Below are 13,864 nucleotides of genomic sequence, written 5' to 3'. Positions count from 1 at the left end.
CAGGGGTCAGTGACAGTTTTCAGATTACAGTTCTTTCGAATAAACAAATAAACGATTAAACAAATAACCGTGAATACCGATTTCCTAAAATACCAAGCACAAACCTCACCCTATCCACTTGGAATGGAAGTTTCACATGCTGTAGGTTCTTATATATATGATACCGGTTCTACAAAATACTTGGATTTTGTGGCTGGAGTTTCGGCTTGTGCATTGGGACACCAACATCCAAGAGTCAATCAGGCCATCAAAGATCAGTTAGACAAATATTCTCACGTCATGGTATATGGCGAATATTCTCAAAGCCCGGCTGTAGAATATTGCAAATTGCTAGCCTCACTCCTGCCCGCTCCTTTAGACAAAACCTATTTGGTCAATTCAGGAACAGAGGCCATCGAAGGCGCCTTAAAACTCGCCAGAAGAACTACCGGAAGAAGCCAATTAATTTCGTGTCACAACGCCTATCACGGAAATACCATGGGAGCTATGAGCGTTATGGGATTTGAAGAACGCAAACAAATCTTTCGCCCGTTGATTCCTGATGTCGATTTTATTACGTTTAACAATGAAGCCGATTTACAAAAAATAACCAATAAAACTGCTGGAATAATTCTGGAAACCATTCAAGGTGGCGCCGGATTTATCCAGCCTCATAATGATTTTCTTAAAAAAGTACGTCAACGTTGCACCGAAGTAGGCGCAATGATGATTCTTGACGAAATCCAACCGGGCTTCGGGAGAACCGGAAAACTTTTCGGATTTCAAAATTACGATGTCGTTCCTGATATCGTAGTAATGGGAAAAGGAATGGGCGGCGGTATGCCTGTAGGCGCTTTTACAGCTTCATCTGCCATGATGGAACTTTTGAGTCATGATCCAAAACTGGGTCATATCACCACTTTTGGAGGTCATCCTGTCATTGCGGCAGCGTGTTTGGCCACTTTGCAGGAAATAACTGAAACCAACCTGATGGCTGAAGCCATGAAGAAAGAAAAGCTATTCCGATCACTTTTGGTACATCCTTTGATAGAAGAAATTAGAGGAAAAGGATTGATGCTTGCCGTAATGACCAAAAGTACCGATATAACTAACGATGTGATCCTAAAATGTCAAGACAAAGGACTCATTTTATTCTGGTTGCTTTTTGAAACATGCGCCATAAGAATAACACCTCCGCTTACCATTTCTGAAGAAGAAATACGAGAAGGTTGCAGCATCATACTGCAAGTAATGGATGAAATGATGATTAAAGAATGATGAGTAACGATTTTTGATTGCAGAAATAGTTATTCAAAATAATTAAAAATATTGGGAGCTATTTCCTGCTATCCGTTATAATCTTTTACTTTTTAAAGAAAAAAGTAAAAGGATTTCCACTCTTATCAGGGCTATGGCATCCGTTTAAACCAAAGCTTTTTTTGTTAATTAAATTGTTGACAACAATTCTAACTTTCCCTCACAGTACAAGCACGATTACCTAAATTTATTTAGGCCAAATTAAAAACACACAGTATGCAATTAAGCAACGAAGAAGAAGACTATAACTTATCCCTGTCGAAATTTGAGTCCATGTTGAAAACCAACAAAGTACTCTTTTTTGATTCCGAAGAATTTGAAGAAATTATTCTTCATTATCTAGATATGGGTAAAGCCGCGTTGGCAAAAAAAGCACTAAAACTAGCATTGGAACAACATCCAAAATCTACAGGACTAAAATTAGTTCAAGTGGAAATGTTAGTTTATGACGACAAACTCGAATTAGCCGAAAAGCTATTGAATGAGCTATATGCCATCGAACCAACTAATGAAGAAATCTACATTCAAAAAGCCAATATCTGCTCCAAAAGAGACCAACACGAAAAGGCAGTTGAATTATTAAAAATAGCGTTGAAATACACTGATGATTATGCTGATGTTTATAATTTAATAGGCATGGAATACCTTTTCATGGACAATCTTGAAATGGCAAAAGAAAGCTTTATAAAGTGTTTAGAAGAGGATTTAGAAGATCAATCCGCACTTTATAACGTGGTGTATTGTTTTGAATTTTTAGATCAAAACCAAGACGCGATTAGCTATTTACAAAATTACATCGACAAAAATCCATACAGTGAAATTGCCTGGCATCAACTGGGTCGTTTGCATTACGGCGTAAAAGAATATGAAAGTGCCATTCGCGCCTTTGATTATGCCACTTTAATCGATGATGAATTCCTTGGTGCTTTTATGGAAAAAGCAAAAGCCTACGAACGATTAAAAAAATATGCCGAAGCCATTGAAAGTTACAGCAGAACCATTGAATTAGATGATGCGACTTCGTATGCACTATTGCGAATGGGAAAATGTCATGAAAAATTAGGCAACAAAGCTTTAGCCTTAAAGTATTTCAATCAAACCGTGCATGAAGATCCGCTTTTGGACAAAGGCTGGATTGCCATCACAGACTTTTATGTTCGTTTAAAAAACTACCAAAAAGCGTTGTTTTTTGTAAATAAAGCATTAGCAATAGACAACCAAAATCGCTTATATTGGAAACGTTATGCTAGTATCAACAAGCAAATGAACTTCTATGAGGAAGCTGAATTTGGATATAGAAAAGCAGTTGAATTTGGTGAAACCGGATTGGAAACTTGGTTATTTTGGGTTGATATTCTGCAATTTTTAGGAGAATTCGAAAGTGCGATTCAAACGTTATTACAAGCCTCAGAGTATTTTTCCGAAGAAAATGAAGTAGAATACCGCTTGGCAGGATTGTATTTTATGCTGACGGATACTACGAAAGCAAAATTCCATTTGAGCAATGCCTTACGATTGAATTTTGATAATTACATTCTATTGGAAGACTTATTCCCTGTTGTTTGGACAAAAAAAACAGTGCAAAATTATATTGCAAAACATAAAAAACAATAATGATTGACACAGTTATAAAACGCTTTGGATTATTAGGACGCAACATCAGTTATTCATTTTCCAAAAAATATTTCACCGACAAATTTAACAACGAAAACTTTGTAGGTTGCACTTATGAAAATTTTGATATTCCGGAAATAATTGCTTTTCCCCAGATATTTAAAAATACTTCGGATTTGAAAGGATTAAATGTAACTATTCCTTACAAAGAAACAGTAATTCCGTTTTTGGATAAATTGTCGAAAAAAGCAGAATTAATTGGTGCGGTAAATACCATTAAAATCACCAAAAAAGGGAAGTTGAAAGGCTATAATACGGACTGTTATGGTTTCAAAAAATCATTAGAACCTTTACTGCAACCGCACCATAAAAAAGCGTTGATTTTAGGCACAGGCGGCGCTTCAAAAGGAGTCGCTTTTGCTTTGGATGAATTAGATATCACCTACACTTTTGTTTCGCGAGAAGCAAAAAAAAATGGAATTGATTATGACCGAATCAATGCCACAACATTTGATAATTACCAAATTATAATAAACGCTACACCAGTAGGAACAAGCCCTAACGTAGATGCGTTCCCGTTACTTCCGTATGAATTTTTCACGGAAAAGCACATTGCTTATGATTTGATTTACAATCCTGCTGAAACGCAATTCCTTAAAAAAGCCAAACATCAAGGCGCACAAATCAAAAATGGATTGGATATGCTCATTTTTCAAGCAGAGAAAGCCTGGAAGATTTGGAATAAATAGGAAAATTACAGTCCTCTATCTTTCCTATATTTGCGTAAGTACAAAACACCACTTTTTTTTGAGTGGTGTTTTGCATTAACAAAAATTAAATTCGGAGAAAAACTCACAATAAAACCACTAAAAACCTAGCCCTGATAGTAGCGGCATCCTATTTTGAGAGCCTTTTTGGCGAACAAAAAGATACAGCGGACAGCAGGAAATTGCTCCAAGAAGAAAACTTTTGTATCCTAAAATTACAATAAATAAGGGGTTTTATTTTGTACTTTCATACTGCTTTAGTATCTTTCGTGTTAAATCTAATTACGAACCTTACACATTGAAAAAATGTTAGAAGAAAAGAACGACAACCTGCTTGCAGCAGATGGAAATGTTGAAAATAACTCGGTTGACGGTACCACTACTACTGCGAAAGTTTTGGAACCAGGTGAACCAAGCGATTTTCCCGCGGAAGATAATGTGGTAACGCCTTCTTCAGAAGAAACAGTTTCCGAGACGAACAATCAAACGGCTATTGATGCGATTGCAACAACCAACGCTGAGGAAAGTGAGGATGAAACGTTGAAAGAACGCCATGATATTCCAATGCGGGATTATGATGCATTGTCTCTAGAAGATCTTGTGGAGGAACTGAAAGCTTTGGTTTCAAGTGAAAAAGCAATGTCGTTCAAAGATCATATTGAGGAAATCAAAAAAGCATTTTTGGCAAAATACAACCACCTTCTTGAGGAGAAAAAAGAGGAGTTTTTAACAGAAAATCAAGACCCTAACGAAGAATTTCAATATCATTCTCCACTGAAAACCAATTTTGATAAATATTATTCTCACTTTAGAGATACTAAAAATACCCATTTCAAAAGTTTACAAACGAATTTAAAAACAAATTTAGAAAACCGTTTGGCGATCGTTGAAGAGTTAAAGGAACTGATTAATCCTCAGGCAAACATCAAAGACACTTTAAAACATTTTAATGATTTAAGGGAACGATGGAAAAATGCCGGATCAATTCCTAAAGATAAATACAACCACGTTTGGAACAACTTCCATTTTCATGTTGAAAATTTTTACGACTATTTGCACTTAGACAGAGAAGCGAGAGATTTAGATTTCAAGCACAATTTAGAGCAAAAACAAAAAATTGTAGCACGTGTTGAAGAATTGGTGAAGGAAGCTGACATCAATAAGGCGTTTCGCGAATTGCAAGATTTACATAGAATTTGGAAAGAAGATATTGGTCCCGTTTCCAGAGAACATCGTGATGATATTTGGAATAAATTCAGTGATTTGACGAAGCAAATGCATGACAAAAGGGAAGTTTTGTTTGAAAATCAGAGAGGAACAGAACTTGAAAATTTAGAGAAGAAAAAAGAAATCATTGCTAAGATTGAAATTTTGGCTACGGAGAAAGTCAATGCTCACGCACAATGGATGGCTCAAATAGAAAAAGTAGAAGCGTTACGAACTGCGTTCTTCTCTGCCGGAAAAGTACCTTCGGAAGTGAATGAAGAAACTTGGGCTAGTTTTAAAACTGCGGTGAGAAATTTTAATTCTTTTAAAAACTCTTTTTATAAAGACATTAAAAAAGATCAAAACGACAATTTAAGCATGAAAACAGCTCTGGTTGCCAAGGCTAAAGAGTTACAGGAAAGCACTGATTTTGCAGTAGCAACACCTATAATGAAACAAATTCAAGAGGAATGGAAACAGATTGGTCATGTACCGAGAAAACATTCTGATAAAATCTGGCAGGAATTTAAAAATGCCTGCAACCATTATTTTGACAAATTAAAAGAGCAAAAAAATGAGGAAAACGGTGAAGAAGTAGAAGCGTTTGACAATAAAAAAGCGTATTTAGAAACGTTGAGAGAATTCCAATTAACTGGAGATCATAAAACGGATTTAGATGCGATAAAGTTACATATCGAAACCTGGAAAGGTTTTGGAAAAGTGCCTTTCCCAAGAAGACATATCGAAGGAAAATTCAATAAAATTCTGGATGCTCTTTTTGAAAAATTGAGTTTGAGTAAAAAAGATACAGACATGATCCGTTTTGCTAACAGAATGGATCAATTATCAGAAAGTCACGATTCGCGAAAACTAGACAGCGAAAAGATTTTTATCATGCGTAAAATTGATGAAGTACAAAATGAAATTTTCCAATTGGAAAACAACATTCAGTTTTTTACCAATACCAGAAATGCGAAAAAAGAAAATTCAATCGTGTTAGAAGTTCGTAAAAACATTGCTATTCATAAAGAAACTCTTGATGTTTGGAAAGAAAAACTAAAACAATTGAGAAATTTGAAAATAGAATAATTTTCAATAGTAATAGAAATCACAAACCTCGATCTTCAATAGTTCGAGGTTTTTTTTGCAAAATGCTATTGATATGATAATTATCATTTTAATATACCAGCAGTCGTTTTACTTTTGAACAACGATAAATGATTTTGCCATGAAAAATTCTTTAATTCAAAAATACAATGTTCCCGGTCCCAGATATACCAGTTATCCAACAGTTCCCTATTGGGATGAAACTGATTTTTCGGATGAAATTTGGTCCGAAACGTTAAAGAAATCATTTATAAAAAGTAATTCTTCAGAAGGCATTAGTTTGTATATCCATTTGCCTTTTTGCGAAAGCTTATGTACTTTTTGTGGATGTAACAAGCGGATTACTAAAAATCATAGCGTTGAGAATCCATACATAGAAGCAGTTTTAAAAGAATGGACATTATATTGTAAAATTCTTGGAGAAAAACCAACAATCAAAGAGATTCATTTAGGTGGTGGAACTCCCACATTTTTTTCCACTAAAAACTTAGAGGATTTAATAAATGGAATTTTTGTTCATGCCAAAAAAGCCAAAGATCATGAGTTTAGTTTTGAAGGTCATCCAAATAACACATCGCACGAACATTTGCAGAAGCTTTACGATTTAGGTTTTAGAAGGGTGAGTTTTGGTGTTCAGGATTATTCCGAGAAAGTACAAAAAGCAATCCACCGTTTGCAGCCTTTTCATAACGTGGCAAAAGTTACGTTTTGGGCTAGAGAAATTGGGTATACTTCCATTGGCCATGATATTATTTTTGGCTTGCCATTTCAGGAAATTGAAGATGTTATTGATACCATTGAAAAAACAAAATCATTACAACCCGACCGATTGGCATTTTATAGTTATGCGCACGTTCCTTGGATTAAAGGCAATGGACAACGCGGTTTTAATGATGAGGACATTCCAAAAGATGATAAAAAAAGAATGCTCTATGAAACCGGTAAAAAATTATTATATGAAAACGGATATCATGAAATAGGAATGGATCATTTTGCGTTGAAAACAGATAGTTTATATGAGGCTTTTCAAAATGGGACATTGCATCGTAATTTCATGGGCTACAGTTCATCAAAAACACAATTGATGATTGGTTTGGGAGTTTCTTCAATCAGTGACAGTTGGTACAGTTTTGCACAGAATGTAAAAAATTTGGAAGATTATTATCAAATATTAGAATGGAATAAATTACCGGTTTTCAGAGGACATTTATTAACTAATGAAGACCTTATCATCCGAAAACACATTCTGAATTTAATGTGCCAATTTGAAACTTCGTGGGAAAATAAGGAGAGTTATTTCAATGAAATTCCAGACGTTATACTTCAGTTGAAAGAAATGGAAAATGATGGATTACTAATCATTAAAGACAATTCCATTAAGGTTACAGAAAAAGGGAAACCTTATGTTCGAAATATTTGCATGGCATTCGATTTACGTTTGAAAAGAAAAGCACCGGAAACCGCATTGTTTTCAATGACAATCTAACGTTTTGGAAATTTTACAACATAAAAAAGCACGCTGATTGGCGTGCTTTTTTATACTTGTTAAGTAGAAAATTAGTGACAGTTTGGATCAGCTTGAATAAACAAACTCATATTGGATGGTGAAATATAAGGAATTCCCAATCCCAATCCTCTCAAGATAAATAAGCAACCAATGCACACCGCGACATAAGGAATCACCTTCTGAATTTTATTTCGAATAGGAATTGTGAGATATGAATTGATATATACAACGCTACTCATCATAGGAACGGTTCCTAATCCGAATAAAATCATATACAAAACACCAAGACTTTCACTTTGCATAGCAATGGCGCCAAACAAGGCGACATAAACCATTCCGCAAGGCAAAAAACCATTAAGTAAACCAATAGTAAAAAGGGATTTATAACTCTTGTTTCTGAACTGACTTCCTAAAGCCGTTTTGATTTTAGAAATTAGTTTAAAAACAGGTTTTGAAAAATTATATTTAGCAAAAAATTTCTCCGGAGCCAAAACTACGATAATCATAGCTACACCAATGAATATAGATAAGTTTTGTTGTAAGCCGGCCATGAAAAAACCTTTTCCAAGCAGCCCGAAGACAAAGCCTATTGTCGCGTAAGCCGTTAATCTTCCTAAATGATACGTGATAATTTGAGTTGCTTTTTTGGTCTGATTTGTTCTGTCTACGGGCAACATCATAGCAATGGGACCGCACATTCCAATACAGTGAAAACTACTTATTAAACCGAAAATAAAGGCAGTGTAAAGCATTTTTTTAGTTTAATGTCATAAAACCAAAAGTCTTAAAGCCAATTGATGAGCTTTCTGACTCTTGAATTTAAGACTAATTGATATAAATTGTTTCTTTTGACAAATACGATTTTCTATTATATTGCCATTCCATATTAATGTCCCATCGACCGCCTGCCAAACTTTTTTTAGGTATGAGCAAAGTAGCAGCATCAGATAGTGAAATTGGAATTTCAAAATCTAATTTTTTGTTAGACGGTCTGTAAAGGGACACTTTACCTTTGATGTTTTTTAAATCAAAAACTTTTGGGAATGATATTTCAATTCCGTTTGAAACATTAACTATTGTCGGCTTTTGAGCCAAATCTGCTACGTTTTGCACTCGAGCCATTTCATCACCAAAATGCGCATCATGCTTGTAATATTCTTCTACAACTAACTCATTATCATATTTTGAATCGGATTGTACTGTAAAAACAAAATACAAAATGAAGGTTATAAACAAACCAAAAGCGATTACAATTCCTGTTCCCCAGTTAATTTTCATGGTCATATATTTATAATTTGAACCCTAATTGGATCCTTTTAATCAAAACTTCGCGGACTCAAAAAGTTAGTAGTTGTTGTTTCAATTTTTTCATTCCCGTTATAAACTTCAATTTTCAGTTTTGTTTTGTCACTATCCAATAAAATTTGGTTAATTTCAATAAAAAGTGTACCACCATTCATTCCTTGTTTTGGTATTTTCATGTCTTGTTTCCCGACCATTTTTAAAGTTCCTTTGACATTTACCAATTTAAAATGAATATCATCAAAATCATTGTTGGTTTTATTGATGATTTTAAAAGTATAAATGTTACTTATATTTTCACCTTTGTGTTCGAATAACTGACCTGGAAGTCTCAAAATAATGGCCTCTACATCCGAACGTAAAAACAATAATCCAATCAAAATACCCGTCAAAATGAATAACACGGCTGAATAGCCTTTCATTCTTGGTGTAAATTTGAACTTGATATTTTTCTCAATTTCATCTTCAGAAGCATAGCGAATCAGTCCTTTTGGCAATCCAATACCATCCATAATGGTATCACATTCATCGATGCAGGCCGTACAATTAACACATTCCATTTGCGTTCCGTTACGAATGTCAATTCCGGTTGGGCAAACATTTACGCATTGTTTGCAATCAATACAGTCGCCTTTCCCAGAAGCAACTCTATCTTCCTGTTTATTAAATTTGGCCCTACCCACTTCTTTTTCGCCACGAACAAAATCATAGGCTACATTTATCGATTTATCATCTAATAAAACACCTTGCAATCTGCCGTAGGGACAAGCAATGATACAAACTTGTTCTCTAAACCAAGCAAAAATAAAATAAAAAACCCCGGTAAAAATTAATAAGGAAACTAGAGTACTGACATGATTTTCAAGCCCTTCTTCAATCATCAGAAGTAACTTGTCACTACTGATAAGATACGCTAGAAATACATTGGCAATAAAAAAAGAGATGATTAGAAAAATAGTCCATTTAATTGCTTTCTTTCTAATTTTATCCCCATTCCACTCTTGTTTTTCTAAGCGGATTTGAGCACCGCGATCGCCTTCAATCCAATATTCAATCCTGCGGAAAACCATTTCTAAAAAAATGGTTTGTGGGCAAATCCAACCACAAAATATTCGACCAAAGATCACTGTAAAAAGTATTACGAAAACAACTCCAACAATAATAATAAGAACAAAAAGATAAATATCCTGCGGCCAAAAAGGAAATCCAAAAATATTAAATCGTCGCTCCAATATGTTAAACATCATGAACTGATTGCCATTTATCTTTATAAATGGATTGGCAACAAGTACAATAAGTAAAAAATAACTCACCCATTTCCTGTAATCATAAAACTTTCCTGAAGGTTTTTTGGGGAAAATAAATTTTCTGTTTCCTTCTTCATCAATTGTCCCAATGGTATCTCTGAAAGCTTCGTCTGGTAATTTTGACATTTTTTTTTATTTAAAACACAAGTTCAAAATAATCACTAAAATTCTTAAGCTAAATAAAAACGTGTGTTTGTAATTGTTATTTAACCGCAACAGCAACATTTTCTTCTACCCAAACTTCCCCTTCCGCAGCTTTTGCATCTGGCGGATTACTTCCTTTTAAAGAAAGAATGTAGCTGGCTACTTTCTGCATTTCTTTCGGTTTCAATGTTCCTTTCCAAGAAATCATTCCTTTCCCGTCACGCCCACCATTCACCAAAGTATGAAATACATTTTTTATTCCGCCACCCAAAATCCATTTGTCATCGGTTAGGTTTGGTCCAATTTGTCCTCCGGCATCTGCTCTGTGACAAGCTGCACAATTGGTTGTATAAATTTCTTTACCAGCTGCTAAATCTGCAGGATCTGTTAACAAAGTCACCGTTTTTTCATCCATCATGTCCGGTGCAGTTTTCATGTATTCAGCAATATCAATTTTGGCCTGAGCAACTTCTTTTTTAAGTTCCATCTCCTGATTGTCAGCTCCTAAAACTTCAAATCGAACCATATATACAATACCAAAAACAATTGACGCATAAAACAAATAGACCCACCATGGTGGCAAATTATTGTCAAGCTCTTTGATTCCGTCATAATCATGATCCAATAACAGCTGGCCTTCACTTTCTAAAGGTTCAGTTTTAGTTAATCTTTTCATTATTTTTTGATACCACTCGCTATCCTTAAAACTCAAATCATTCACTTCATTTAGTTTACTTTTTTGCTCCTCAGTTAACAACTGATACATTATATTATCCACTGCACTCATCGTAATTTCTATCGCTATCAAAAGGAAAAGAAATACAAATAAAAATACAGAAACCATAGGGAATTTTATAAAAGCGGGACTGTCCCCTGAGTCTATGAAATATTCCATTGCCATAAACACGGCAAAGAAAATAACAGGAACCCTAACATATGCTGGAATTAATTTTTTCATTTTCTAAATTTTAAAAGATTATACTATTTAATTATCTCTCAATGGAATTTGACTTAACTCATTGATTTTTTCTTTCTTATATGAGAATACCCATAAACCAAGTCCTACGAAAAAGACAAAGAAAATTAATAGAGATAAGATGGGATATATTGTCACACCATCAATTGTTTCTAAATTGTGTTTTACTTGTTCAAACATAACTTTTAATTTTTAGCAGTATTTTTAACTTTTATATCTGTACCAAGTCTTTGCATATAAGCAATCATGGCTACAATTTCTCTTTCGTTCATTGGAACAAATTTTTCTCCTCTAGCTTCTGCTTTTTTCTTGCTTTCATCATAGCTTTTTACAAAATCAGGATCATTTTTCAAGCTTTCTTCAATTGCAATTGCTTGTTTTCTTAAATCATCTAAACCACTTGCAACTTGAGCTTTAGTATATGGAACACCAAGTGTAACCATTGCCTGCATTTTCTTTTGAGTCAAAGAAATATCCATTGGTTTATTATCAAACAACCATTTATAACCTGGCATAATTGATCCTGCAGATATACTTTGTGGACTCCAAAAGTGGTTAAAATGCCAATTGTCATTGTATTTTGCACCAACTCTCAATAAATCCGGACCAGTACGTTTTGATCCCCAAAGGAAAGGATGATCATATACAAACTCACCCGCTTTCGATTGTGGTCCATATCGTTCTACCTCACTACGGAACGGACGAACAGACTGCGAGTGACACCCTACACAACCTTCACGAATGTATAAATCACGTCCTTCTAATTCTAATGGAGAGTACGGTTTCACGCTTGCAATTGTTGGAATATTAGATTTAACCATTATCGTTGGCACAATTTGAATAACGCCTCCAATTAAAATTGCTACAGTTGCTAATATTGTCAATTGAATAGGTTTTCTTTCTAACCAAGGGTGAAATTTTTCTCCTTTCACTCTTCCAGAACTAATTCTTACTAAAGCGGGAGCTTCGGCTAATTCATCTTCAATAGTAGAACCTGCTCTTAAAGTTTGAACAATGTTATAAACTAAAGTTAGCATTCCAATCAAATAAAGCGTTCCACCAATAGCTCTCATCCAGTACATTGGCATAATTTGAGTTACTGTTTCAAGGAAGTTACCATATGTTAAAGTTCCGTCTGGATTAAATTGTTTCCACATAGAAGCTTGTAAAAAACCAGCTACATACATTGGAATTGTATATAATATAACTCCTAAAGTACCAATCCAAAAGTGAAAATTAGCCAATTTTAGTGAGTATAAATTACTTTTGGTCATTCTTGGAATTAGCCAATAAATCATACCGAAAGCCATGAATCCATTCCAAGCTAATGCGCCTACGTGAACGTGAGCAATAATCCAGTCCGTGTAATGTGCAATAGCATTTACATTTTTCAGCGACAACATTGGTCCTTCAAAAGTGGCCATTCCGTAACCCGTAATCGCTACTACAAAGAATTTCAAAACAGGATCTACACGTACTTTATCCCAAACCCCTCTTAAAGTTAAAAGTCCGTTTATCATACCACCCCAAGATGGCGCAAGCAACATTATAGAAAAAGCAACACCTAAATTCTGTGCCCAGTTAGGCAATGCTGAATATAATAAATGGTGTGGTCCTGCCCAGATATAGATAAAAATTAACGACCAAAAGTGAACAATTGATAATCTATAAGAATATACCGGACGATTAGCTGCCTTTGGAACAAAATAATACATTAATCCTAAGAACGGGGTCGTCAAGAAAAATGCCACTGCATTATGACCGTACCACCATTGAACCAAGGCATCTTGAACTCCTGCATAAACAGAATAACTTTTGAATGCTGAAACTGGTAATTCTAAATTGTTAAAAATATGTAAAACTGCTACAGTAACAAATGTTGCCAAATAAAACCAAATCGCAACATATAAATGTCGCTCTCTTCGTTTTATCATGGTTCCAATCATATTGATACCCATTACAACCCAAATTAAAGTAATTGCAATGTCTATTGGCCATTCTAATTCGGCATATTCTTTTGAAGAACTATACCCTAAAGGCAAAGTAATGGCTGCAGCAACTATAATTAATTGCCAACCCCAAAAATGAACATTACTTAAAAAATCACTAAACATTCTCGCTTTCAGTAATCTTTGCAAGGAATAATACATTCCCGCAAAAAAAGCGTTACCCACAAAAGCAAAAATAACGGCATTAGTGTGCAAAGGTCTCAATCTGCCGTAACTTAACCATGAAATTCCATCGGTCATATTTGGGAAAAGAAACATAAAAGCTAATGTGAGTCCAACTAACATTCCTACCACACCGAAAAGAATAGTGGCGTAAATGAATTTCTTTACAATATTGTTATCGTAATAAAACTGCTGCATTTCCATAAATAAAAAAATTAAATGATTGAAAAATTTAAAAAATTAGTGTTGAATATCATAAAGTCTCCTGACTTTCGATCTTTGGCTTTTCAACTTTTGGCTGTACTAACTCATCGTCAAATAGCATTCTGACCGATGGCGTATAATCGTCATCGTACTGCCCAGTCTTTACTGCTGTTATAAAAGCAATAAAAAACCCAATGGCGACAATGATACTGATGGAGATTAATAAATAAATGACACTCATACCTTAATTTGTGTTTACAAAG

The 13,864-nt window shown here is 34.6% G+C and carries 12 protein-coding genes; 5 read left to right on the top strand and 7 right to left on the bottom strand.

Translation table 11 applies throughout. The features are described from left to right. The first annotated feature begins 69 nt into the window (after positions 1-69). From ACP7AQ_RS05385 to hemN, 5 genes are all read left to right on the top strand, one after another. On the top strand, positions 70-1,257 hold the full coding sequence (locus ACP7AQ_RS05385; RefSeq protein ID WP_426094685.1) for an aspartate aminotransferase family protein: 1,188 nt from the start codon (positions 70-72) through the stop codon (positions 1,255-1,257). A gap of 255 nt (positions 1,258-1,512) precedes the next feature. Then, a complete protein-coding gene (locus tag ACP7AQ_RS05380) occupies positions 1,513-2,910 on the top strand; it encodes a tetratricopeptide repeat protein (protein ID WP_426094684.1) in 1,398 nt (465 codons plus the stop codon). Then, complete coding sequence (locus ACP7AQ_RS05375; protein ID WP_426094683.1) at positions 2,910-3,659, top strand: shikimate dehydrogenase family protein; 750 nt, start codon at positions 2,910-2,912, stop codon at positions 3,657-3,659. Before ACP7AQ_RS05380 ends, ACP7AQ_RS05375 begins: the two co-directional genes overlap by 1 nt. A 324-nt stretch (positions 3,660-3,983) precedes the next feature. Continuing rightward, on the top strand, positions 3,984-5,972 hold the full coding sequence (locus tag ACP7AQ_RS05370) for a DUF349 domain-containing protein (protein WP_426094682.1): 1,989 nt from the start codon (positions 3,984-3,986) through the stop codon (positions 5,970-5,972). A gap of 139 nt (positions 5,973-6,111) precedes the next feature. Further along, entirely contained in the window at positions 6,112-7,476 is a 1,365-nt protein-coding gene (gene hemN / locus ACP7AQ_RS05365; RefSeq protein WP_426094681.1) for an oxygen-independent coproporphyrinogen III oxidase, read from the top strand. Positions 7,477-7,547: 71 nt separating this feature from the next. Here hemN and ACP7AQ_RS05360 read toward each other — a convergent pair whose 3' ends face one another. From ACP7AQ_RS05360 to ccoS, 7 genes are all read right to left on the bottom strand, one after another. Beyond that, complete coding sequence (locus ACP7AQ_RS05360; protein WP_426094680.1) at positions 7,548-8,249, bottom strand: sulfite exporter TauE/SafE family protein; 702 nt, start codon at positions 8,247-8,249, stop codon at positions 7,548-7,550. 73 nt (positions 8,250-8,322) lie between these two features. Then, positions 8,323-8,775 (bottom strand): FixH family protein, encoded by a 453-nt coding sequence (locus tag ACP7AQ_RS05355; RefSeq protein WP_426064035.1) that lies wholly within the window; start codon positions 8,773-8,775, stop codon positions 8,323-8,325. A gap of 38 nt (positions 8,776-8,813) precedes the next feature. Further along, positions 8,814-10,232, bottom strand: a complete 1,419-nt coding sequence (gene ccoG / locus ACP7AQ_RS05350; protein ID WP_426094679.1) for a cytochrome c oxidase accessory protein CcoG — start codon at positions 10,230-10,232, stop codon at positions 8,814-8,816. 76 nt (positions 10,233-10,308) lie between these two features. Further along, the gene (locus ACP7AQ_RS05345) at positions 10,309-11,208 is read right to left on the bottom strand and encodes a cbb3-type cytochrome c oxidase N-terminal domain-containing protein (RefSeq protein WP_426094678.1); all 900 of its coding nucleotides are present in this window, start codon (positions 11,206-11,208) and stop codon (positions 10,309-10,311) included. A 27-nt stretch (positions 11,209-11,235) separates the two neighbouring features. Continuing rightward, positions 11,236-11,406, bottom strand: a complete 171-nt coding sequence (locus tag ACP7AQ_RS05340; protein WP_091166896.1) for a cbb3-type cytochrome c oxidase subunit 3 — start codon at positions 11,404-11,406, stop codon at positions 11,236-11,238. Between the two features lie 5 nt (positions 11,407-11,411). Then, on the bottom strand, positions 11,412-13,601 hold the full coding sequence (gene ccoN / locus ACP7AQ_RS05335) for a cytochrome-c oxidase, cbb3-type subunit I (protein ID WP_426091377.1): 2,190 nt from the start codon (positions 13,599-13,601) through the stop codon (positions 11,412-11,414). 49 nt (positions 13,602-13,650) lie between these two features. After that, positions 13,651-13,842 carry a cbb3-type cytochrome oxidase assembly protein CcoS gene (ccoS, locus tag ACP7AQ_RS05330; RefSeq protein WP_426063891.1) on the bottom strand — a complete coding sequence of 64 codons (192 nt, stop codon included), beginning with the start codon at positions 13,840-13,842 and terminating at the stop codon, positions 13,651-13,653. Between the last annotated feature and the right edge of the window lie 22 nt (positions 13,843-13,864).

The sequence above is a fragment of the Flavobacterium sp. DSR2-3-3 genome (assembly GCF_049896585.1).
In the GTDB taxonomy this organism is placed as follows: Bacteria; Bacteroidota; Bacteroidia; order Flavobacteriales; family Flavobacteriaceae; genus Flavobacterium.
The sequence above is the reverse complement of the archived record's forward strand: the minus strand, read 5'-3'. Positions and strand labels throughout refer to the sequence as shown.